Below are 21,770 nucleotides of genomic sequence, written 5' to 3' on the forward strand. Positions count from 1 at the left end.
CCGTTGTGCGCGCTCACCCTTCGAGCGTAGGCGATCCGGGCGCCGGTACGACCTCCCGGAGGAAGCCACGGGCGTCGAGGAAGCCGCCGAGGGTGGTGCGGTGCGTGGTGCACGCGAGCCAGGTCTTGCGCCGGTCGGTGTCGTGCAGCCGGGGATTGTTCCACCTCAGCGCCCAGTGGGCGGGGGCACGACAGCCGCGGGACGAGCAGACCAGCGGCTCGTCGGCGGGAAGGGGGCTGCTCATCCCGGCCAGTCTAGGGGCGGCGGCACCGGAAGTTTGAGCGCCGGGCGGCCACGGGGGGAGCCGCCCGGCGACGGGTGAATGGTACACGCGCCAGGCCCGTCCCTGTCCACCCGTGAGCGGCGATTCCGTACCGCGCGGCGGCGTGGCGGGCCCGCGACCCCGGCATCGGGGACGGGACGGCGAGAATCGGCTTCTCCCCACCTCGGCACTCAGCCGGGCATGCGAGTCTTGATACGCACCACGCCGCGCGACAACCGATCATGCTGTGGAGGACCGGTGGCCCAGCCGACCACGCCCGACGCCCCGACGCCGAACGGGACGGGCCCGGAGACACCCGAGCCGGTGACCACGCCGGCCGAGGACGCGACCCTGCTCGAGCGGGCGCTGTTCGAGATCAAACGGGTGATCGTCGGGCAGGACCGGATGGTGGAGCGGATGTTCGTCGCGCTGCTCGCGCGGGGCCACTGCCTGCTGGAGGGCGTGCCGGGCGTGGCGAAGACCCTCGCGGTGGAGACCCTCGCGAGGGTGGTCGGCGGTTCCTTCGCCCGGGTGCAGTTCACCCCCGACCTGGTGCCCGCCGACATCATGGGCACCCGCATCTACCGGCAGTCGAGCGAGAAGTTCGACGTCGAGCTGGGGCCGGTGTTCGTCAACTTCCTGCTCGCCGACGAGATCAACCGGGCGCCGGCCAAGGTGCAGTCGGCGCTGCTGGAGGTGATGAGCGAGCGGCAGGTCTCCATCGGCGGCGAGAGCCACCGGGTGCCCGACCCGTTCCTGGTGATGGCGACGCAGAACCCGATCGAGCAGGAGGGGGTCTACCCGCTGCCCGAGGCCCAGCGGGACCGCTTCCTCATGAAGATCGTCGTCGGCTACCCGACCGACGCCGAGGAGCGGGAGATCGTCTACCGGATGGGGGTCGCCCCGCCGCAGCCCGCGCCGGTCTTCACCACCCCCGACCTGATCGCCCTGCAACGCAAGGCGGACCAGGTCTTCGTGCACAACGCCCTGGTCGACTACGCGGTCCGGCTGGTGCTGGCCACCCGCGCCCCGGCGGAGCACGGGATGCCGGACGTCGCCCAGCTCATCCAATACGGCGCCAGCCCGCGCGCGTCGCTCGGCCTGGTCCGGGCCACCCGCGCGCTGGCGCTGCTGCGCGGCCGCGACTACGCCCTGCCACAGGACGTGCAGGACATCGCGCCGGACATCCTGCGCCACCGGCTCGTGCTCAGCTACGACGCGCTCGCCGACGACGTGCCCGCCGACCACGTGGTGCAGCGGGTGATGTCCACCATCCCGCTGCCCTCGGTCGCGCCCCGGCAGCAGGCCACCCCCGCACCCATGCCGACCTCCGCGCCGCCGGGCGCCGGTTGGCCCGGGCAGCGCCCGTGACCTCACCCGCCCGTCGGCCTGCCGACGTCCCCTCCGACCGCACCGAGGCCGTCCTGTCGCGGCTGCAACTGATGGTCACCCGCAAGCTCGACGGCCTGCTCCAGGGCGACTACGCCGGCCTGCTGCCCGGGCCGGGCAGCGAGGCGGGGGAGTCCCGGGAGTACCGCCCCGGCGACGACGTACGCCGGATGGACTGGCCGGTCACCGCCCGTACGACGATGCCGCACGTCCGGCGTACGGTGGCCGACCGGGAGCTGGAGACGTGGCTGGCGGTGGACCTCTCGGCGAGCCTCGACTTCGGCACCGGCCGGTGGCTCAAGCGCGACGTCGTGGTGGCCGCCGCGGCGGCGCTGGCCCACCTGACCGTCCGGGGCGGCAACCGGATCGGCGCGGTGATCGGCAGCGGCGGCGGCACGAGCGCGCCGGCCCGCCGGTGGCGCGCCGCGCCGCCGGTCGCCGGCCCGGACGTCTACACCCGGCTGCCCGCGCGCTCCGGCCGTAAGGAGGCCCACGCGCTGCTGCGGGCGATCGCCGGCACCGAGATCCGCCCCGGGCGCAGCGACCTGGGCACGCTTGTCGACATGCTCAACCGGCCGCCCCGGCGGCGCGGCGTGGCGGTGGTCATCTCCGACTTCCTCGCCCCGCCGGACCGGTGGGCCCGGCCGCTGCGTAAGCTGCGCGTCCGGCACGACGTGGTGGCGATCGAGGTGGTCGATCCCCGGGAGCTGGAGCTGCCCGACGTCGGGGTGCTGCCGGTGGTCGACCCGGAGACCGGCGAGCTGCACGAGGTGCAGACCGCCGACCCGCGGCTGCGCCACCGCTACGCCGAGGCGGCGGCCGCCCAGCGGGCGGAGATCTTCGCGGCGCTGCGCGGCGCCGGCGCGGCCCACCTGCGACTGCGTACGGACCGAGACTGGCTGCTCGACATGGTGCGTTTCGTCGCCGCGCAGCGGCACGCGCGCACCAGGGGGACGACACGATGATCCGCTTTCTGCAACCGTGGTGGCTGCTGGCCGTGCTGCCGGTGCTCGCCCTCGCCGCGCTCTACGTCTGGCGGCAGCTGCACCGCCGGGCGTACGCGATGCGGTTCACCAACGTGGACCTGCTGCGCACCCTGGCGCCGAAAGGGCTGGGCTGGCGCCGGCACGTGCCGGCGACGGCGTTCCTGCTCTGCCTGCTGGTGCTGGCGACCGCGCTGGCCCGGCCGTCGATCGACACCCGGGAGCCGCTGGAGCGGGCCACCGTGATGCTCGCCATCGACGTGTCGCTGTCGATGCAGGCCGACGACGTGGCGCCGAACCGGTTGGAGGCGGCCCAGGAGGCGGCCAAGCAGTTCGTCGGCGAGCTGCCCGAGAGCTACAACCTGGGGCTGGTCTCGTTCGCCAAGTCGGCGAACGTGCTGGTGCCACCGGGCAAGGACCGGGACGCGGTGACCAGCGCGATCGACGGGCTGGTGCTGGCCGAGGCGACGGCGACGGGCGAGGCGGTCTTCACCTGCCTGGAGGCGATCCGGTCGGTGCCGGCCGACGGCGCGGCGGGGATCCCGCCGGCCCGCATCGTGCTGCTCTCCGACGGGTACCGCACCTCGGGCCGGTCGGTGGAGGAGGCTGCCGCCGCCGCGCAGGCGGCGAACGTGCCGGTCTCCACCATCGCCTTCGGCACCGACTCCGGGCAGGTGGACATCGGCGGCCAGCTGCAACGGGTGCCGGTGGACCGGCTGGCCCTGGCCGACCTGGCCGAGGCCACCGAGGGCTACTTCTACGAGGCGGCGTCGGTGAGCGAGCTGAAGCAGGTCTACCAGGACATGGGCAGCTCGATCGGGTTCCGCACGGAACCCCGCGAGGTCACCCAGTGGTACGCGGGCGTGGCCCTGCTGCTGGCACTCTGCGCGGGGGCCCTCAACCTGCTGTGGTCCTCGCGGATGCTCTGACACGCGGGTGCGGGGTGACCGGCGGTCGGTGCCCGCCGTCGCCGGCGGCCGGTGCGCCCCGCGGTCGGTGCGCGGCGTCGCCGGTGGTCAGTGCGCGGCGCCGCCGGCGAGGACGAAGACGACGGCCACCCAGACGGCGGCGAGGGTGAAGCCCAGTGGGGCGACGTAGCGGCTCATGGACGGCTCCGGGCGGCGACTGGACGGTCCGCGCGTGCGGGGGCGGACCGCAGAGGGGTGGGTCGGGACGCGCACACGAAGTCGTGACCGGGCGGCTCCCGGCGCGGCGCGGCCGACCGGCGCGGGGCCGGTGACCGGGCGGGGCGGGGAGCGGAGCTGGGTCAGCTCACCTGCTGAGTCGTGGCTCAGCGGGGCTGACGTTCGGCCCGGCCACGACTGGGAGGATCGCTATCTCGCACAGCGATCACCTCCTGCGGTCGGCGGGGCCTGGAAGCGGACCGCGCGGCCCGCAAACGCGGATCATCGTACACCCGCCGGTCGCCGTCGCCGCACTCGGCCGAGCGGCCGGACGGACCTCGGCCGAGGGGGCCCGCCGCGTCGCCGGCGGGGGCGGGGCAGGGGCCGGTGCCGGGCGACGCCGCGCCGGTCCGGACGTGCACGCCGTTAGCGCTTACCTGCCGGTAACGCCTAGGCTCCGACCGACCGGGAGATCACTGAACTACAGGGGGAACCGTGGCCCGTACCGTCCTGGTGACCGGCGGCAACCGGGGGATCGGCCTGGCCATCGCGCAGGCCTTCGCGAAGCAGGGCGACCGGGTGGCGGTCACTTACCGCACTGGCGAGCCGCCCGAGGGGCTGTTCGGGGCCCGCTGCGACGTGACCGACTCCGCGTCGGTCGACGCCGCGTTCGCCGCAATCGAGGCCGAGCTGGGGCCGGTGGAGGTGCTCGTCGCCAACGCCGGGATCACCGACGACACGCTGCTGCTGCGCATGTCGGAGGAGCAGTTCACCCGCGTGCTGGACACCAACCTGACGGGCGCGTTCCGGTGCGCCAAGCGCGCCTCGGGCAAGATGCTGCGCGCGAAGTGGGGCCGCATGATCTTCATCTCGTCGGTGGTGGGCCTCTACGGCGGCCCCGGCCAGGTCAACTACGCGGCGAGCAAGGCCGGCCTGGTGGGCGTGGCCCGTTCGATCACCCGCGAGCTGGGCAGCCGCAACATCACGGCGAACGTGGTCGCGCCCGGCTACGTGGAGACCGACATGACCGCCGGCCTGCCCGAGGACCGCAGGACCGAGTACCGCAAGGCCATCCCCGCCAACCGGTTCGCCCAGCCGGACGAGATCGCGGGTGTGGTCACCTGGCTGGCCGGCGACGCCGCCGGCTACGTCTCCGGCGCCGTCATCCCGGTCGACGGCGGCCTCGGCATGGGCCACTGACAAGCGGTCACTGAGAACTACGGAGGAATCCCTGCATGTCCGGACTGCTCGCCGGTAAGCGGCTGCTGGTCACCGGCGTCATCACCGACGCCTCGATCGCCTTCTCGGTGGCGAAGCTCGCCCAGGAGAACGGGGCGCAGGTCGTGCTCACCGGCTACGGCCGGCTCTCCCTGGTGGAGCGGATCGCCAGGCGGCTGCCCCAGCCGGCCCCCATCATCGAGCTGGACGTGACCGACGCCGACCACCTCGCGGGGCTCGGCGACCGGGTGCGCGAGCACGTCGACGGCCTGGACGGGGTGGTGCACTCGATCGGCTTCGCTCCGCAGAGCTGCCTCGGCGGCGGCTTCCTCGACGCCCCCTGGGAGGACGTGGCGACCGCGCTGCACGTCTCCACGTACTCCTACAAGTCGCTGGCCATGGCGGCGCTGCCGCTGATGTCCGCCGGCGGCGCGGTGGTCGGCCTGACCTTCGACGCCACGAAGGCGTGGCCCGTCTACGACTGGATGGGCGTGGCCAAGGCCGGGCTGGAGTCCGCCTCCCGCTACCTGGCGCTGCACCTGGGCAAGCAGGGCATCCGCAGCAACCTGGTCGCCGCCGGGCCGCTGCGCACCATCGCCGCCAAGTCGATCCCCGGCTTCGACCAGTTCGAGGAGGCGTGGGCCGAGCGCGCGCCGCTGGGCTGGAGCCTCACCGACCAGGAGCCGGCCGCGCGGGCCTGCCTGGCGCTGCTCTCCGACTGGTTCCCGGCCACCACCGGCGAGATCGTGCACGTCGACGGCGGCTACCACGCCATCGGCGCCTGACGTGTAAGGAAGGGCCCCCTGCAATCGCATTCTGCATAGCAGGGGGCCCTTCCTAACACCCGGGACCAGGGGGCCGCGCCCGGCGGGGACGGCCACCGGGAAGAATGGGAGCCATGGCGTACGACGCGGTGGTCCTGGTGTCCTTCGGCGGACCGGAACGGCCCGAGGACGTGATGCCGTTCCTGCAGAACGTGACCCGGGGGCGGGGCGTGCCGCCGGAGCGGCTTGCGGAGGTCGCCGAGCACTACCAGCACTTCGGTGGCGTCTCGCCGATCAACGAGCAGTGCCGGGAGCTGCTCGCGGCGGTCCGGGAGGACTTCGCCGCCAACGGCGTCGACCTGCCGGTCTACTGGGGCAACCGGAACTGGGACCCGATGCTCGCCGACACCGTGGCGCAGATGCGCGACGACGGCGTCACCCACGCCCTGGCGTTCGTGACCAGCGCCTTCGGCGGCTACTCCTCCTGCCGGCAGTACCAGGAGGACATCGCCGCCGCCCGTGCGGCGGTCGGGCCCGACGCCCCGCTGATCGACAAGCTCCGCCAGTTCTGGGACCACCCCGGCTTCGTCGAGCCGCACGCCGACGCGGTGCGGGCGGCGCTCCGCCGCCTCGACCCGGCGAAGCGGGACGGCACCCGGCTGGTGTTCACCGCGCACTCGGTCCCGAACTCGATGGCCGCGAACGCCGGCCCGCACGGCGGCCGGTACGAGGCGCAGCTCGCCGAGGTCGCCCGGCTGGTCCACGCCGCGGCCGCCCCGGACCTGCCCTGGGACCTGGTCTGGCAGAGCCGCTCCGGCCCGCCGCAGGTGCCGTGGCTGGAGCCGGACGTCAACGACCACCTGCGTACGCTGGCCGAGGCCGGCACCACCGGCGTGGTGGTCAGCCCGATCGGGTTCGTCTCCGATCACCTGGAGGTGGTGTGGGACCTGGACACCGAGGCGCGGGAGACGGCCCGGCAGCTCGGGCTGGACTTCGTCCGGGCCGCCACCCCCGGCACCGACCCCCGGTTCGTGGCGATGGTCCGCGAGCTGGTCCGCGAGCGTACCGACCCGGACGGGACCGGCCTGCGCCGCCGCCTCGGCGAGCTGCCCATGTGGGACATCTGCCCCACGGTCTGCTGCGTCCCGGCGCGCCGCCCGACCACCGCCCCCGGGCACGGGTGACCCGACGACGGCGAGCGCCAGCTGCGCCACACAGCCCGGGATCTCCCTCCGGTCGAAGCCGCTGACCGCCGCTGCCGCCGTCTCCGCTACTGTCGACGTCCATCGATGGGCGCGTCGCCGCTATCGTTCCGGACGTGGCGGAGGAGCGGCGTACCCTGGCGGCCGGTCGATACGTCCTGCGGACCGAGCCGGTCGGCAGCGGCGGCATGGGGGTGGTGTGGCGGGCTGCGGACACCCTGCTGGACCGCGAGGTGGCCGTGAAGGAGTTGCGGCTGCCCGAGGGCCTGAACGAGTCCGAACGCCTGGCGCTCCGGGAGCGGGCGATCATCGAGGCGCGGGCGGCCGGGCGGCTGAACCACCCCGGCATCGTGACCATCCACGACGTCCTGCTCGAGGACGGCCGCCCCTGGATCGTGATGGGCCTGGTCGAAGGCCCCTCTCTGCACGCCGTGGTGTGCGAGGACGGGCCACTGGGTCCACGGCGGACCGCAGAGATCGGCGCGGGTCTGCTCGCGGCCCTGAGGGTCGCCCACGACGCCGGCATCCTGCATCGTGACATCAAGCCGCAGAACGTCCTGTTGGACCGGGACGGTCGCGCCGTGATCACGGACTTCGGGATCGCCGCGGTCGTCGGCGCCACCCGGGGGCTCACCGGGACCGGCTCGGTGATGGGCACGCTGGGCTACGTACCGCCGGAGCGGCTGACCGGCCGGGGCGCCGAGCCGGCGTCGGATCTGTGGTCACTCGGCGCAACGCTGTACTTCGCCGTCGAGGGCCGGCCCGCCTACGACATGGACGATCCGGCGGAACTGATCGCTGCCGTGCTGAGCCGTGACCCCGCGCCGGCTGAACGTGCGGGTCCGCTGAACCCGACGCTGCTCGGCCTGATGGCGCGCCGCCCGGACGAACGTCCGTCTGCCGAGCTGGCCGCGGAGCGCCTGGGGGAGGTGGCGCGCGGTGTGCCCGACCTCGGGGTGGAGCTGCACGCCGCCGGCGCCACGGCCGACAACCGGCCGACGATCCGTGCGACCCCGCGGATCGCGAGGCTGAGCGGGTCGTTGCCGGCTGCGAGGAGTGGTGCGCGCGCCCGCCGGGTGTCGCGCGCGCGGATCGCCGGGATGAGCGGCATCGCCGTGCTCCTGTCAGCCGCCCTGTTGTCGGCGGGCTACGCGCTCGCGCTGGCCCGGGTGGGCGACGGGGAGGCCGCCGGGGGCGGGGCGAGCGGCAGCCCGTCGGTCACGGTGCCCCCGTCGTCCGGGTCGCCGTCGGCCAGAGAATTCACGGCGTCGCCGAACGCGTGCCTGTACCTGACCGATCACCCCCAGGTGGTCGCGCGGCTGGTCCCCAAGGCGAAGTTGTGGGCGATGCACAAGTCCACGAACAGTTGTTCCTGGGAGCCCACCCAGAAACCCGACGGGGAGATCACCCGGCTCAGCGTGGAGGACCCCCTGCTTCCCGCGAACCTGGGGGACTGCCCCACGCAGGGCGAGCGGCTTCCCGGCCTCGGTGACGAGGGCTATGTCTCGGAGGAGACGGACCTTGACGCGTACGGCTGGCACGAACGCGACGTGCGGGTCTACTTCCGCGTCAGCAACCTCGGGGTGTGCGTGAAGTACCGGACGGCCTCCCGCGCTTCGATGCCGCCCTCCGCCAAGGCCGAGGTGACCGAGTTCGCGCGCGTGCTGGACCGGTGGGCGGCACAGGCCCTCGACGATCGCGGCAACTGAGTGCCGGCGGCGTCAGGGGCGCGACTGACTGCGGGCGACGTCAGGGGCGCAGCGGGGCGTTGCAGGCGGCCACCAGCGCCTGCCGGCAGGCGGTGGTCAGCGGGCGCAGCGCGGCGTCGCGCTGCTGGGCCTCGTAGTTGTTGATCGCGCCGCCCGGCGCCGCGTGCCCGGCCAGCGCGAGCACCCGGTCGAGCACGGCGGCCCGGGCGAAGAGCCGCCGGGCCCGCGGGTCGAACCCGGGCGGCAGGTCGGTGGCGCCGTCCGGTCGGCGCAGCGCCTCCAGCGCCCCGGCCAGCTCGGGTCGCCACTGCGCGACGTCCAGCCGGGTCAGCGCGGCGGTCGTGTCGGCCAGGGCCACCGCCAGCTCCGCCTCGGCCTCGGCCGCGCCGGGCAACGCGAGGGAGGCGGCCGGGGCGTCGGCCGGCAGCGGGTAGACCCGCCAGAGGACCGTCTCGAAGGTGTCGCCGGAGCCGGACGTGTGCGTGCGCACGTGCGGGATGAGCCCGAGGCCCCCGGCGACGACCGCCTCGCCGGCGACCAGCGCCGCGCCGGCGAAGTCGCCCGGCCCGGGCAGCCCGCGCGGGTCGCCGGGCGCGGGCAGCACGAGCCGGATCTCGTCGGGCGAGAGCTTCGCGAGGGTGGGTAGCGCCTGGGGCAGGGGAACGTCGGTCCAGGTGCCGGGCGCGTCGGCGACCAGGTGCTCCTCGTCGCCGGCGATGGCGTCGGCGAGCTCGTCGAAGGGCACCAGCCCGGCGCGCCACGCGCGCACCCAGGCCACGAACCGGCTGGACCGGCGCGGTGTGAGAGTGGCCGCGCCCGCTGCGGGGGTGGACATGCCGAAAGGGTACGTGGTCACCGCCGCCCCTGTCTCGACTGCCGCTCCGACTGTCCGCCGCCCCGCTGATCATGCGTCCCCCGTCCCGTCGATCATGGAGTTGTGGTGGGTGGATCGTCGACCTCTGCCCCTTTCGTGGGGCACCACAACTGCATGATCGCCGCGGCGGGGGCGGCGGGGGCGGCGGCGTGTCGGGTGCGGGGGGCGGGGTGGGAGGTTAGCTTGATCGGCATGGGGCGGTACGCGGACGATGTGCTGGCGGGGGACTGGCGGCGACGGAAGGTCACGCCCGAGGTGGACGCCGAACCGGACCTCGTGGTCGAGGACGCCGACTCCGGCTTCTGCGGGGCGGTGGTCGGCTTCGAGGCCGGCGCGGTGGTGCTGGAGGACCGGCACGGACGCCGGCGCAACTTCCCGCTGCTGCCGGCGGCGTTCCTGCTCGACGGGCGGCCGGTGACGCTGCGCCGGCCGACCCGCGCCCCGGTGCCGGCCGCCCGCCGCCGCACCGCCTCCGGCTCGATCGCCGTCAACGGCGTACGCGCCCAGGTCGCCAGGGCCAGCCGGATCTGGGTGGAGGGCATCCACGACGCCGCCCTGGTCGAGCGGATCTGGGGTGACGACCTGCGCGTCGAGGGCGTGGTGGTGGAGCCGCTGGACGGCATCGACGCGCTCGACGCCGAGGTGCGCGACTTCGCCCCGGGCCCCGGCCGGCGCCTCGGCGTGCTCGTCGACCACCTGGTCGCCGGCTCCAAGGAGAGCCGGATCGTCGCGAAGGTGACCTCCCCGCACGTGCTGGTCACCGGGCACCCGTACGTCGACGTGTGGCAGGCGGTCAAGCCGGCGGCGCTGGGCATCCGGGCGTGGCCGGTGGTGCCGCCGGGACGCCCGTGGAAGGAGGGCGTCTGCGCCGCGCTCGGGGTCGCCGAGCCGGCGGACATGTGGCGGCACATCCTGTCCCGGGTCGACAGCTTCGCCGACGTGGAGACCCCGCTGATCAACGCGATGGAACGCCTGATCGACTTCGTCACCGAGCCGGCCTGAGGCCGGTCGCCGACGGGCCGGGCCCGTCGGCGACCGTCGACCCTCAGGGCTCCTGGTCGGGGGTGCGGGTGAAGACGAAGGTGGCGATGTCGAGCGCCACCGCCCGCCCCGACCCGTCGCGCAGCACCGACAGGATCTCGCCGTTCTCCGGGCCGGAACGACCCCGCCAGCGGTCCGGCCCCTCCGGGACGAACACGCTGACCCGCTCGCCGCGCACGTAGCCGACCATCTCGCCCCTGGCCGCGTCCCAGGTGAGGTCGAGCGACGCCCCCATCCACCACCACCGACCGGTGACCTCGTCGACCTCGGCGGGCGGGGGCGCGGCGGCGGGCCGCCAGGGCTGCGGGAACGCGGGCTCGGCGTCCAGGACGGTGGTGAGGATCCGTAGCGCGAGGCCGCCGATCCCGCCGGTGCGGAAGCCGTACGAGTTGGCGAAGCCGACCACGCCGGTGCGCGACGGGCGGTGCACCGCCAGGGCGGCCACGTAGCCGGGCATCGAGCCGCCGTGCCCGACGTACACCCGCTCGCCCTGCCGGTAGAGCTCCAGCCCGAGGCCGTGCCCACCGGTCCACGAGTCGACGTCGCTGATCGACACGGGGACGCACATCTCGGCCAGCGTCTCCGCCGCCAGCACCTGCGGCGCGGGGTCGGCCAGGAAGGCCGCCCACCGGGCCAGGTCCTCGGCGGTGGACCAGAGCTGCCCGGCCGGGGCCATCGCCCCGGTGTCGGTACGCGGCTCCTCCCGCAGCGTGTCGTGCCAGGGGTGCACCACGTAGCCGCGGGCGAACGGCTCGGTGGCCGCGTACGTGGTGCGGCGCATGCCGAGCGGCTCCAGCACGCGCTGGCGCAGCAGGTCGGCCCAGGGGGTGCCGGTGATCCGCTCCAGCACGCCGCCGAGCAGCCCGTACGCCAGGTTGGAGTAGTGGTAGACCCGGTGCGGGGGATAGGCGATCTTCTCGGCGCTCACCCCGGCCAGCAGGGTCGCCAGGTCCCCGACTTCGGCGCGCTCCCACCACTGCCCGTCCGGCTCCCGGCGCAGGCCGCTGGCGTGGCCGAGCAGCTGCCGCAGGGTGAGCGTGCCCACACCGGTGCCGGGCAGGTGCTTCTCCAGCGGGTCGTCCAGGGCCAGCCGGCCGGCGTCGCGTTCCTGCATGACCAGGGTCGCGGTCATGGTCTTGCTGATCGACCCGAGGCGGTACTGGAGGCCGGCGTCGGGGCGCGGGTGCTCGCCGGCGGTGGCGAGGTGGGTCAGCGCGCCGTCCCGCACCACGCCGATCAGCAGCGACGGCGTACGGCCGGCGGACTGCGCCCCGGCGACGAGGGCATCGACCTGGCGGGTGGTCTCGGGCAACAGGGACACGGGCTCTCCTCGGGGGATTCCGGTGCCGTCGGGGTGGGCCGCCGGCGTGCCGCCGAGCTTACTGATCTTCGCGGGTGGGCTCCACGTGCTTTGACGTGTCACGATCGGGGGGTGGACGCCGTGTTCTGGATCGTGCTGGGTGTCGTTCTGGCGGTCGCTGAGATCTTCACGACGACACTGTTTCTGATCATGTTCGCGGTCGGGGCCCTGGCCGCCGCGGGAGCGGCGGCGCTCGGCGCCCCGGTCGAGGTGCAGGCGATCGTCTTCGCCGCCGTGTCGGCGCTGACGGTGCTGGGTGTGCGGCCGACGCTGCGCAGGCACCGCCGCTCGGCGCTGGAGAGCGGCGAGCAGCCGTTCGGCGTGGAGGCGATCGAGGGCAGCACGGCGCTCGTGCTGGAGCAGGTCGACGCCGGGCAGGGCATGGTGAAGATCGACGGCGAGCTGTGGCAGGCCCGCTCCTACGACGCGAGCCAGCACTTCGCCCCGGGGGACCGGGTGCAGGTGATCCAGGTGCGGGGTGCGACCGCCCTGGTGTGGCGGGACGACGTTTCTCCTTCCGGGGAGCTACCCGAAGCGAAAAGGTGAGTACATGGAACTTGTGATCCCGGTCCTACTGATGGCAATCGCTCTGATCGGGGTGATCACCCTGGCCAAGGCGGTGCGGATCGTGCCGCAGCAGCGCCAGGACGTCGTGGAGCGGCTCGGCAAGTACAAGCGCACCCTCAACCCGGGGCTGAACATCCTGGTCCCGTTCGTCGACGCGGTGCGTACCAAGGTCGACATGCGGGAGCAGGTGGTCAGCTTCCCGCCGCAGCCGGTGATCACCTCCGACAACCTGGTCGTCTCGATCGACACGGTCCTCTACTTCAAGGTCGTCGACTCGGTCCGGGCCACGTACGAGATCTCGAACTTCCTCCAGGCCATCGAGCAGCTCACCGTCACCACGCTGCGTAACGTGATCGGCTCGCTGGACCTGGAGCGGGCGCTGACCAGCCGCGACCAGATCAACCGGCACCTGTCGGGCGTGCTGGACGAGACCACCGGCCGGTGGGGCATCAAGGTCACCCGGGTGGAGCTCAAGGCGATCGAGCCGCCGGCGAGCATCCGCGACTCGATGGAGAAGCAGATGCGCGCCGAGCGGGACCGCCGGGCCGCGATCCTGAACGCCGAGGGGCACAAGCAGTCGCAGATCCTCACGGCCGAGGGTGAGAAGCAGTCCGCGGTGCTGCGCGCCGACGGTGACCGGCAGGCCCGCATCCTCCAGGCCGAGGGTCAGGCGAAGGCGATCAAGACGGTGTTCGACGCGATCCACCAGGCGAACCCGAGCCAGAAGGTGCTCGCCTACCAGTACCTCCAGGCCCTGCCGCAGATCGCCAACGGCACCGCGAACAAGGTCTGGATCGTGCCGGCCGAGCTGACCAAGGCGCTGGAGGGCATGGGCGGCGCGCTGGGCGGGCTGAGCCGGATGGTCGGCGACGAGCCGGCGCCGGAGGCGGCCGGTAGCGCGAGCGAGGTGGAGCGCGAGGCGGCCGAGGCCGCGCAGGCCGCGGCGGCCGCCGCGCAGCAGATCCACGACGAGGTACGCGTCGCCGAGGCGCAGGCCACCGGAGGCAGGCCGCAGGGTCTGCCGGCACCGGAGCCGGTCTCCCCGACGAGCCTGCTGAACGACCCGGCCGACCAGCGCCAACGGGGCTGACCGGCTCCGGGCGGGATCGCCCGGAAATGCGAGAACCACTCATGGGGCGCTCCGTCGCCTGTCACCATCGGTCCTAGGACGGGCGGTGAGCAGGCATCGGGGCGCCCCGGCGCGTCCCGCACCGCTCGTCGGACGAGCGAGGTGACGCATGAAGGATCCGGCGAAGCGGGTACGGTCCTCGGCCCCGGTGCCCGGTGCGCACGATCCCACCGGGCCGCTCGGCAGCCGGCGTACCGGCGGGGGGTTCGGGGTGCTGCCCTTCGTCGAGCCGACGCCGGTCGGGCCGGCCACGAACGCCACCTGGGCCTGGTCGCTGCGCCGGCTCGCCCGGGGCGCGGTGTGGCTGCTCCCCGCGTACGCCATCCTCTACGCCGTCGTGGCGATGGCCAGCGACGGTGGGGTGGGCAACGACCCCTACCCGGCCGACGGCCGGCCGCTCTACCTGGTGGGCTGGGTGGCGGCGGTGTGGCTCGGGCTGCTCGCCCTGCTGGCGCTGACCGGGCTGCTGGCGGCGGCCCGCAGCCGCCGGTCGGCCGTCGCCGGCCTGCTCGTCTCCATCGCCGGCACGGTGCTCATGCTCCCCTTCGCGGGGCTGGCGGAGCAGACCCCCGTCTTCGGCACCACCGCGCGCATGCTCGTGCTCGTCGGCGCCACCTGCTACAGCCTGGGCTGGCTGCTGACGGGCTGGTCGGTGGCCCGGTCCGGCACGTTCAGCATCGGTGACGGCGTCATGCTGATGATCGCCGCCCCGCTGCTGGGCGTCGGCGGCGCGCTGATCGGCTCGTTGCAGACCTTCGGCGCGATCTTCGTGCTGGTCGCCGGCATCGGCATCGGCTACCGCTCCGGCCGCCTGGTGCCCCGCGACATCGCGCGCGACGCCGCCAGCGCGAGCCTCGCCACCGCCGCCGCCCCGGCCACTCCCGGCCCGAACGGACCCCTGCCCACCTGACCCGTCGCACCGGCCCCGGCGGTCGCCGTGACCGGACGGGCGTCGCCGGATCCGGGCGGGCGCCACCGGAAGTCGGGCGGTCATCGCCGGGGCGGGTGGTGGCCACGGGGTTCGCGGTGGCCGAGGGGGCGCTGGGATGGGAAATCGCTGGTCACGGGCGGTGAAATTGCTGACAACCGGGCCGCGGGGGTGGTCGGTTGGCCCGTTACGTGGCAATCCTGGGGACCATGGCCCCACCCCGCCCGCCGCTGTCGCGGCTGTTCACCGTGCTGCTCGCCGGCGTGCTCGCCGGCCTCGTCCTGGCGGTCGCCGCGCTGCCGGGAAACCTGCTGCTCGGGTTCGCCGCCAAGGCCGCGGTCGGGTCGTACGCGGGGCTGCCCGAGGCCCTGCGCACCCCGGCCACGCCGCAACGGTCCTACCTCTACGCCAACGACGGCAAAACGCTGATCACCACGTTCTACGACGTCAACCGCACCGACGTGCCGCTCGACGAGATCGCACCGGTGATGCGGCAGGCGATCGTGGCGGCCGAGGACCGGCGTTTCTACGACCACGGCGGCGCCGACCTGCGCGGGCTGCTGCGGGCCGTGGTGTCGAACGTCTCCGGCGGCGGCCAGCAGGGCGGCTCCACGCTGACCATGCAGTACGTCCGCAACGTGCTCAAGACCGACCCCGGCCGCACCGCCGAGGAGCGCGCCGCGGCCACCGAGCAGACCGTCGGGCGCAAGATCCAGGAGATCCGGTACGCCTCGGCGCTGGAGCAGCGCCTGAGCAAGGACGAGATCCTCAACCGCTACCTGAACATCGCGTACTTCGGCTCCGGGGCGTACGGCATCGCGGCGGCCAGCCAGCGCTACTTCGCCAAGTCCCCGGCGGAGCTGACCCTCGGCGAGGCGGCCCTGCTCGCCGGCCTGGTGCAGTCGCCGGAGGCTTACAGCCCGATCGACGGCGACGCGGACGCCGCGCTGGAGCGGCGCGGCTACGTGCTGGACTCGATGGTCGCCACCGGCGCGATCAGCGCCGAGGAGGCCGCGCGGGCCAGGACCGAGAAGCTGACGCTGCGCCCCACGGCCCAGCCCAACGGCTGCACCGCCGTGGCCGAGGGCCACGACGACTGGGGCTTCTTCTGCGACTACCTGCGGCAGTGGTGGCTCGCGCAGCCGGAGTTCGGCGCGACCGTCGAGGAGCGCGAGCAGGCCCTGCGCCGCGGCGGCTACACCGTGGTGACCTCGCTGGACCCGAAGATCCAGGCCACCGCGCAGAAGCAGGCGACCAGCGTCTACTCCTACGACAACAAGCGCGCCCTGCCGATCGCCGCCGTCGAACCGGGCACCGGCCGGGTGCTGGCGATGGCGGTCAACCGGCACTACAGCCTCGACGCGAACCCGGACGGGCAGGCCAACCGCCCCAACACCGTCAACCCGCTGATCTCCGGCGGCGACAGCGTGGCCGGCTACCAGGCCGGCTCGACGTTCAAGCTCTTCACCATGCTCGCCGCGCTGGAGGCCGGCAAGCCGCTGTCCACCGGCTTCGACGCGCCCAGCCGGCTGCCCACCCGGTACGCCGCCGAGGGCGAGGGGAGCTGCGACGGCCGGTGGTGCCCGGCGAACGCCAACCCGGAGTGGATGGACGGCTACCGGATGATGTGGGACGGCTTCGGCCGCTCGGTGAACACGTACTTCGTCTGGCTGGCCGAGCAGGTCGGGCAGGAGAAGGTGGTCGAGATGGCGAAGCGCCTCGGCATCACCTTCCGGGCCGACGCCGACGCCACGTTCGCCGAGAACGACGCTGCCGACTGGGGCTCGTTCACCCTGGGCGTCACCGCCACCACCCCGCTCGACCTGGCGAACGCGTACGCCACGGTGGCCGCCGAGGGCACGTACTGCGCGCCGCTGCCGGTGGTCTCGGTGACCGCCGCCGACGGCGAGAAGGTGCCGGTCGGCGACCCGTCCTGCCGCCGGGTGCTCGACGCCGACGTGGCCCGGGCCGCCACCGACGCGGCGCGCTGCCCGGTCGGCCAGCAGTCCACGCTCGCGCAGTGCAACGGGGGCACGGCCACCTCGGTGAACCGGATCCTGGACGGCCGGCCGGTGGCCGGCAAGACCGGCAGCTCGGAGAAGAACGCCACCGAGACCTTCGTCGGCTTCACCCCGCAGGTGGCGGTCGCGGGCATCGCCGCCAACCCGGACGACCCGACCGACTCCGTGGGCGCCGCCGTGCAGGCGCGGGTGATCGACGCGGTCGCCCGGGTCATCGGCACCGCCGTCGACGGTGAACCGGAGAAGAAGTTCGCCGCCCCCAGCCGCGAGCTGGTCGGCGACCCGCGCCGGCCGGCGGAGCGTCCGCCGGTCGAACAGCGCCGCCCGTCCGAGGAGCGGCGGCCGTCGCCCCAGGACGATCGGCGCCTGTCCGACCTGCGCCGCTGGCTCCAGGGCCGCGGCTGACCGGCTGTCCCGCCGCTGGTCTGTGCTGACCGGCTGGCTCGTGCTGACCGCCGATCCGCACTCTGGTGCGCTCGTCGGCTGCCGTCCTTCCCCGACAGGGCGCCTGGCGCGCCCTGTCGAGCTGCCCCACCCATAGGACCGCCCGGCGGACAGATCCGGGCTGGACGGGCCCGGTGGTCTAAACGGGGCGCTGGTCTGGACGGGCTCGGTGGTCTGGACGGGGCGCTGGTTGGACGGGCTTGGTGGTCTGGACGGGCTTGGTGGTCTGGACGGGGCTTGGTGGTCTGGACGGGCTTGGTGGGCTGGACGGGCCGGGTGGGGCTGGACGGGCCGGGTGGGCCGGGTCTCTGCGGGCTGCCCCATCTGTGCGGGCAGCTCGACAGGGCACGACCGGGGATACGCGCCCCCGGGCTGCCCGCCGCCGCCCTACTGCGCCAGCAGGGACGCCGGCCCCGGCCCCGGCCCCGGCCCCGGCCCCGATGTCGATGTCGGGCGGTCGGCCGTCGGGACCGGAGGTCAGCGGGAGCGGGCGAGAGCGGCCCGGACCACCTGGTCGAGGGCGACGCCGACGTCGACCGGGTCGCCGTCCGCGTCGACCACGGTGAACGAGCCGAACTCCGGCAGCCCCCGGTAGCCGGCGTCCAGGGACCGCAGGTGGGCCACCTCCTCGGTGTCGATGCCCCGGGCCAGCACCCGCTGTTGCGCCCGTTCGGGCGAGACCGCCAGGAAGCAGACCAGATCCGGTCGCGGGAAGATCGCGTACGCCAGTCGGGCCAGTCGCCCGCCCCGGTCGCCGCGGGCCCGCATCACCACGTACTGGCACCAGGACCAGCGGTCCATGACCGCCGCCCGGCCGGTCAGCCGTCCGGCCAGCACCGCCCGGGCGATGGCAAGCCAGCGTACGGTCGCCTCGATGGTCACGTAGCCGGTGCGGCCGAACAGGTGCGGCCCGTCGCGGCGGCCCAGCGCCTGCGCGAGCCGGTTCCAGAGGGGCCGGCCGCCGGCGTTCTCGAAGTAGCTGGCCGGCACCCCGACCGCCCTCAGCCGGTCGGCCAGCGCCTTGGCCTGCGTGGTCTTCCCGGCCCCGTCGACGCCGATCAGAGCAATGATCATCGGACGGCGCATGAGCGGCACGGTAGCCGCCCCGGACAAGCCCCAGGAAAAATCTTGAGCAGGTGGTGCCGGGCTGTCGGATCCGGCGGGGCCGTTCCGACCACCTGGCGGAAGCGCCCACGAGGGGGCGTCAGGGGTCAGGAGGAGCAGCGCCATGCGGAAGATCATCTACGGGGTGCACCAGTCGCTCGACGGGTTCATCGAGGGGCCGAACGGCGAGTTCGACTGGCCGGAGATGGGTCCGGAGCTGTCCGCGTTCTCGCTGGAGCAGTGCGACCGGGCCGGCGCGCTCGTCTACGGCCGCCGGGTCTGGGAGTTCATGGCCGCCTACTGGCCGCAGGCGGAGTCGATCTCCGACCATCCGCACGACCTGGCGTTCGTGCCGATCTGGCGGCGGACGCCGAAGGTGGTGCTCTCGCGCACGCTCGCCGAGGCCGATCACGGCGCCCGGGTGGTCGGTGGCGGGGACCTCGCCAGGGAGGTGACCGTGCTCAAGGAGCAGCCGGGCGGTGACCTGCTGCTCAACGGTGGCGCCGAGGCCGCCGCCGCGCTGACCGACCTCGGCCTGATCGACGAGTACCAGATCTTCGTGCACCCGGTGGTGCTGGGCGGCGGCAAGCCGGTCTTCGCCGCGACCGAGCGGATGAAGTTCCGCCTGGCGGAGTCAAGGATCTTCGACGGCAGGTCGGTGCTGCTGCGGTACCACCGGGCCGGCTGACGCCCGGCCGTCCCGGTCAGCCCCGCCCGCGTCCCGGGCGGAGGGTGGCGACCGCCGTGGGCAGGCCCCGCCGGATGATGCCCGCCCAGTCGGTGTCGCCGCGCAGCACGGCCGCGGCGGTGTTGCGGGCCTGCTCGGCGGTGAAGTGCGGCGGCAGCATCAGCTCGGCCGGGTCGACCAACGCGTTGACGACCACGGGCCGGTCCGCGCCCAGCGCCCGCTCCCAGACGCCCGGCACCTGCTCCGGCGCGTCGACCAGCTCGCCGTGCAGGCCCAGCACCTCCGCCCACCGGTGGTAGCCGATGTCGGGCAGCTGCTGGCTGTCCGGGAACATCGGCGTGCCCTCGCTGGAGCGCTGCTCCCAGCTGACGAAGGCCAGGTCCCGGTTGTTGAGCACGAGCACCACGAAGCGGGGGTCCGACCAGCTCCGCCAGTACTTGGCCACCGTGATCAGCTCGTTGACCCCGTTCATCTGCATCGCGCCGTCGCCGATCAGGGCCACCAGCGGACGGTCCGGGTGGGCGAACTTGGCGGCCAGCGCGTACGGCATCGCGCCGCCCATCGAGAGCAGGGTGCCGGAGAGGCTGGCCAGCATGCCGGGGCGGACCTGGAGGTGCCGGGCGTACCAGGCGGTCGTGGTGCCGCAGTCGACCGAGATCATCACGTCGTCGGGGAGCCGGTCGCTGAGGGTGGCGAAGAGCAGTTGCGGGTTGACCGGGTCGGCGGCCTGCCCGGCCAGTTCCCGCTGCGTACGGCGCCAGGCGGTGGTGGCCTTGCCGATCGTCGCGCGCCAGCGGGTCGGTCCCGGGCCGGGGCCGAGCTCGCGCAGCAGGGCCCGCAGGGTGGGGGCGGCGTCCCCGGTCAGGTTCACCTCGGTCGGGTACCGCAGCCCCAGCTGGGTGCCGTCCCGGTCGATCTGCACCGCCCGGGCCTGCCCCTGCGGCGGGTAGAACTCCGAGTACGGCATGTTGCTGCCCACGATCAGCAGCCGGTCGCACTCGTTCATCAGCTGCCAGCTGGGCCGGGTGCCGAGCAGGCCGATCGCGCCGGTCACCCAGGGCTCCCGGTGGTCGACCGCGGCGAACCCGAGCAGCGCCGCCGCCACCCCCGCGCCGAGCCGGTCGGCTACCGCGCGGACCTCGTCCACCGCGCCCAGCGCGCCCTGCCCCACCAGCATGGCGACCCGCTCGCCGCCGCCCAGCACCTCGGCGGCCCGGCGCAGGTCCGCCTCCGGCGGCACGGTCGGGCCACTGCTGGGTACGTCGCTGGTGCGGTAGTAGCCGTGCGCGTGCGGCGGCTCCGGCACGGCCGGCGCGTCCTGGATGTCCGACGGCAGCACCAGGGCGGTGACCGTACGCCGGGCCAGCGCCGTGCGGCAGGCCCGGTCGACCAGGTGGCGGACCTGGCTGGGGTGGTCGAGCTGGGCCAGGAAGGCGGCGGCGACGTCCTTGTAGAGGGCGAGCAGGTCCACCTCCTGGTAGTAGCCGCCGCCCTCGGCGGTGAGCGCGGTGTGGCCGACCAGGGCGACCACCGGCTGGTGGTCCAGCTTGGCGTCGTACAGGCCGTTGAGCAGGTGGATCGCGCCGGGGCCGCTGGTCACCAGCGCGCAACCGAGCGGCCCGCCGCCGTACTTGACGTGCGCCGACGCCGCGAAGCCGGCGGTCTCCTCGTGGCGGACCTGGACGAACTGCGCCCGGTCCCGGGTGCGTTGCAGCGCCGAGGTCAGGCCGTTGATGCCGTCTCCGGGATAGCCGAAGTAGCGGCGGACGCCCCAGCCGGCCAACCGGTGCACGATGTGGTCCGCGACGGTGGCGTCGCGGGGCAGCGGACCCAGGTCGACGCGCCACCCGTCCGGATGGTCGATGCGGGCCGGTCCCGGCGTGCCCATGGGACGTGCGCTCACCTGAGTGTCCTTTCCTCGCTCCGCCGCTCCGGCCCGCCATTCCCGTCTTTCCCGGGACAAAACGCCACGGGATGCCCCGGCGTCGGGCGGCCCGGGGCGGCTGCGGCGCGTCCGGCAGAATCGGCGGGTGCCCATCCACCCGATCACCGACCCCGACGACGACCGGATCGCCGACTACCGTGCGCTCACCGACGTCGAGCTGCGTACCCGCTGGGAACCGCCGCACGGCCTGTTCATCGCCGAGGGCGAGCTGGTGCTGCGCCGGGCGCTGCGCGCCGGCTATCCGGCCCGGTCGTACCTGGTGGACGCCAAGCGGGTCGACCAGCTCGCCGACCTGGACACCGGCGACGCCCCCGTCTACGCCGCCACGCAGGACGTGCTGCAACGGGCCACGGGGTTCCACGTGCACCGGGGCGTGCTGGCGTCGTTCCGGCGCAAGCCGCTGCCGCCCGCCGCCGAGGTGCTGGCCGCCGCGCGGCGGGTGGTGATCCTCGAGGACGTGAACAACCACACGAACCTGGGGGCCATCTTCAGGGCGGTGGCCGCGCTCGGCGTGGACGCCGTGCTGCTCTCGCCGACCTGCGCCGACCCGCTCTACCGGCGCAGCGTACGGGTCAGCATGGGCGAGGTCTTCGCCATCCCGTACGCGAAGCTGGAGCCCTGGCCGGACGCGCTCGGAGACGTCCGCGCGGCCGGCTTCACGGTGCTGGCGATGACCCCGGCGCCGGACGCGGTGCCGATCCAGCGGCTCGACGCGGCCCAGCGGGCCCGCGCGGCGCTGCTCATGGGGGCCGAGGGCGCCGGCCTGACCCGGGCGGCGATGGACGGCAGCGACGTCCGGGTGGTGATCCCGATGCGCCGCGGCGTCGACTCGCTCAACGTCGCCGCCGCCACCGCCGTGGCCTGCTGGGAGTTGGGCCGCGACGACCCGGCCTAGGCCGTGTCTTCAAAGGTTCATAACCATTGGAGTAGCGCGGCGATGGTGACCGTGGCCCGGTAGGACGTGGCGGTCTTGTCGTAACGAGTCGCGACGCTGCGGCACTGCTTGAGCCGGTTGAAG

19 protein-coding genes are annotated in these 21,770 nt (G+C 74.1%); 14 read left to right on the top strand and 5 right to left on the bottom strand.

What is annotated here, in order from left to right; all coding sequences use genetic code 11:
* Positions 1–13: 13 nt before the first annotated feature.
* Complete coding sequence (locus RM555_RS24075) at positions 14–244, bottom strand: hypothetical protein (RefSeq protein ID WP_311413861.1); 231 nt, start codon at positions 242–244, stop codon at positions 14–16.
* Positions 245–520: 276 nt separating this feature from the next.
* Between RM555_RS24075 and RM555_RS24080 the strand changes: the two genes are divergently transcribed.
* The 7 genes from RM555_RS24080 (at position 521) to RM555_RS24110 (ending at position 8,651) form a co-directional block, all read left to right on the top strand.
* Positions 521–1,633 carry an AAA family ATPase gene (locus tag RM555_RS24080; protein WP_311413862.1) on the top strand — a complete coding sequence of 371 codons (1,113 nt, stop codon included), beginning with the start codon at positions 521–523 and terminating at the stop codon, positions 1,631–1,633.
* The gene (locus RM555_RS24085) at positions 1,612–2,616 is read left to right on the top strand and encodes a DUF58 domain-containing protein (protein ID WP_311413863.1); all 1,005 of its coding nucleotides are present in this window, start codon (positions 1,612–1,614) and stop codon (positions 2,614–2,616) included. The genes RM555_RS24080 and RM555_RS24085 overlap by 22 nt, the downstream gene beginning before the upstream one ends.
* The gene (locus tag RM555_RS24090; protein WP_311413864.1) at positions 2,613–3,563 is read left to right on the top strand and encodes a VWA domain-containing protein; all 951 of its coding nucleotides are present in this window, start codon (positions 2,613–2,615) and stop codon (positions 3,561–3,563) included. The genes RM555_RS24085 and RM555_RS24090 overlap by 4 nt, the downstream gene beginning before the upstream one ends.
* Before the next feature lie 690 nt (positions 3,564–4,253).
* The gene (fabG, locus tag RM555_RS24095; protein WP_311413865.1) at positions 4,254–4,958 is read left to right on the top strand and encodes a 3-oxoacyl-ACP reductase FabG; all 705 of its coding nucleotides are present in this window, start codon (positions 4,254–4,256) and stop codon (positions 4,956–4,958) included.
* 35 nt (positions 4,959–4,993) lie between these two features.
* A complete protein-coding gene (fabI, locus tag RM555_RS24100) occupies positions 4,994–5,761 on the top strand; it encodes an enoyl-ACP reductase FabI (RefSeq protein ID WP_311413866.1) in 768 nt (255 codons plus the stop codon).
* 113 nt (positions 5,762–5,874) lie between these two features.
* A complete protein-coding gene (locus RM555_RS24105) occupies positions 5,875–6,924 on the top strand; it encodes a ferrochelatase (protein WP_311413867.1) in 1,050 nt (349 codons plus the stop codon).
* Between the two features lie 134 nt (positions 6,925–7,058).
* Positions 7,059–8,651 (top strand): serine/threonine-protein kinase, encoded by a 1,593-nt coding sequence (locus RM555_RS24110; RefSeq protein WP_311413868.1) that lies wholly within the window; start codon positions 7,059–7,061, stop codon positions 8,649–8,651.
* A gap of 40 nt (positions 8,652–8,691) precedes the next feature.
* Here RM555_RS24110 and RM555_RS24115 read toward each other — a convergent pair whose 3' ends face one another.
* On the bottom strand, positions 8,692–9,486 hold the full coding sequence (locus RM555_RS24115) for a hypothetical protein (RefSeq protein ID WP_311413869.1): 795 nt from the start codon (positions 9,484–9,486) through the stop codon (positions 8,692–8,694).
* A gap of 231 nt (positions 9,487–9,717) precedes the next feature.
* Here RM555_RS24115 and RM555_RS24120 point away from each other — a divergent pair, with 231 nt between their 5' ends.
* Positions 9,718–10,527 (top strand): DUF3097 domain-containing protein, encoded by an 810-nt coding sequence (locus tag RM555_RS24120; protein WP_311413870.1) that lies wholly within the window; start codon positions 9,718–9,720, stop codon positions 10,525–10,527.
* 43 nt (positions 10,528–10,570) lie between these two features.
* Here RM555_RS24120 and RM555_RS24125 read toward each other — a convergent pair whose 3' ends face one another.
* Positions 10,571–11,887, bottom strand: coding sequence for a serine hydrolase domain-containing protein (locus RM555_RS24125; RefSeq protein ID WP_311413871.1), 1,317 nt, complete (start codon positions 11,885–11,887; stop codon positions 10,571–10,573).
* Positions 11,888–11,998: 111 nt separating this feature from the next.
* Here RM555_RS24125 and RM555_RS24130 point away from each other — a divergent pair, with 111 nt between their 5' ends.
* The 4 genes from RM555_RS24130 (at position 11,999) to RM555_RS24145 (ending at position 16,976) form a co-directional block, all read left to right on the top strand.
* Positions 11,999–12,472, top strand: a complete 474-nt coding sequence (locus RM555_RS24130) for an NfeD family protein (protein ID WP_132238750.1) — start codon at positions 11,999–12,001, stop codon at positions 12,470–12,472.
* Positions 12,473–12,476: 4 nt separating this feature from the next.
* Positions 12,477–13,583, top strand: coding sequence for an SPFH domain-containing protein (locus tag RM555_RS24135; protein WP_311413872.1), 1,107 nt, complete (start codon positions 12,477–12,479; stop codon positions 13,581–13,583).
* A 148-nt stretch (positions 13,584–13,731) separates the two neighbouring features.
* The gene (locus RM555_RS24140; protein ID WP_311413873.1) at positions 13,732–14,532 is read left to right on the top strand and encodes a hypothetical protein; all 801 of its coding nucleotides are present in this window, start codon (positions 13,732–13,734) and stop codon (positions 14,530–14,532) included.
* A gap of 227 nt (positions 14,533–14,759) precedes the next feature.
* Positions 14,760–16,976 (top strand): transglycosylase domain-containing protein, encoded by a 2,217-nt coding sequence (locus RM555_RS24145; protein WP_311413874.1) that lies wholly within the window; start codon positions 14,760–14,762, stop codon positions 16,974–16,976.
* Positions 16,977–17,492: 516 nt separating this feature from the next.
* Here the strand turns inward: RM555_RS24145 and RM555_RS24150 are convergent.
* Positions 17,493–18,101, bottom strand: coding sequence for a dTMP kinase (locus RM555_RS24150; RefSeq protein ID WP_311413875.1), 609 nt, complete (start codon positions 18,099–18,101; stop codon positions 17,493–17,495).
* Between the two features lie 142 nt (positions 18,102–18,243).
* On the opposite strand from RM555_RS24150, the gene RM555_RS24155 reads away from it, so the two are divergent.
* Complete coding sequence (locus RM555_RS24155; RefSeq protein WP_311413876.1) at positions 18,244–18,807, top strand: dihydrofolate reductase family protein; 564 nt, start codon at positions 18,244–18,246, stop codon at positions 18,805–18,807.
* 16 nt (positions 18,808–18,823) lie between these two features.
* Here RM555_RS24155 and RM555_RS24160 read toward each other — a convergent pair whose 3' ends face one another.
* Positions 18,824–20,695, bottom strand: coding sequence for a thiamine pyrophosphate-requiring protein (locus tag RM555_RS24160; RefSeq protein ID WP_311413878.1), 1,872 nt, complete (start codon positions 20,693–20,695; stop codon positions 18,824–18,826).
* Positions 20,696–20,810: 115 nt separating this feature from the next.
* Here RM555_RS24160 and RM555_RS24165 point away from each other — a divergent pair, with 115 nt between their 5' ends.
* Positions 20,811–21,647 carry a TrmH family RNA methyltransferase gene (locus RM555_RS24165; protein ID WP_311413879.1) on the top strand — a complete coding sequence of 279 codons (837 nt, stop codon included), beginning with the start codon at positions 20,811–20,813 and terminating at the stop codon, positions 21,645–21,647.
* Positions 21,648–21,770 lie beyond the last annotated feature (123 nt).

This window comes from Micromonospora reichwaldensis, assembly GCF_031845925.1.
Lineage (GTDB): Bacteria > Actinomycetota > Actinomycetes > Mycobacteriales > Micromonosporaceae > Micromonospora > Micromonospora reichwaldensis.

Excerpts from the sequence above, each read along its gene's own strand:
- RM555_RS24075 (WP_311413861.1), bottom strand. The coding sequence starts at position 244 with ATGAGCAGCCCCCTTCCCGCCGACGAGCCGCTGGTCTGCTCGTCCCGC.
- RM555_RS24160 (WP_311413878.1), bottom strand. The coding sequence starts at position 20,695 with ATGGGCACGCCGGGACCGGCCCGCATCGACCATCCGGACGGGTGGCGC.
- fabI (WP_311413866.1), top strand. The coding sequence starts at position 4,994 with ATGTCCGGACTGCTCGCCGGTAAGCGGCTGCTGGTCACCGGCGTCATC.
- RM555_RS24145 (WP_311413874.1), top strand. The coding sequence starts at position 14,760 with ATGGCCCCACCCCGCCCGCCGCTGTCGCGGCTGTTCACCGTGCTGCTC.
- RM555_RS24135 (WP_311413872.1), top strand. The coding sequence starts at position 12,477 with ATGGAACTTGTGATCCCGGTCCTACTGATGGCAATCGCTCTGATCGGG.
- RM555_RS24120 (WP_311413870.1), top strand. The coding sequence starts at position 9,718 with ATGGGGCGGTACGCGGACGATGTGCTGGCGGGGGACTGGCGGCGACGG.
- RM555_RS24155 (WP_311413876.1), top strand. The coding sequence starts at position 18,244 with ATGCGGAAGATCATCTACGGGGTGCACCAGTCGCTCGACGGGTTCATC.
- RM555_RS24090 (WP_311413864.1), top strand. The coding sequence starts at position 2,613 with ATGATCCGCTTTCTGCAACCGTGGTGGCTGCTGGCCGTGCTGCCGGTG.
- RM555_RS24105 (WP_311413867.1), top strand. The coding sequence starts at position 5,875 with ATGGCGTACGACGCGGTGGTCCTGGTGTCCTTCGGCGGACCGGAACGG.
- RM555_RS24150 (WP_311413875.1), bottom strand. The coding sequence starts at position 18,101 with ATGCGCCGTCCGATGATCATTGCTCTGATCGGCGTCGACGGGGCCGGG.
- RM555_RS24115 (WP_311413869.1), bottom strand. The coding sequence starts at position 9,486 with ATGTCCACCCCCGCAGCGGGCGCGGCCACTCTCACACCGCGCCGGTCC.
- RM555_RS24140 (WP_311413873.1), top strand. The coding sequence starts at position 13,732 with ATGAAGGATCCGGCGAAGCGGGTACGGTCCTCGGCCCCGGTGCCCGGT.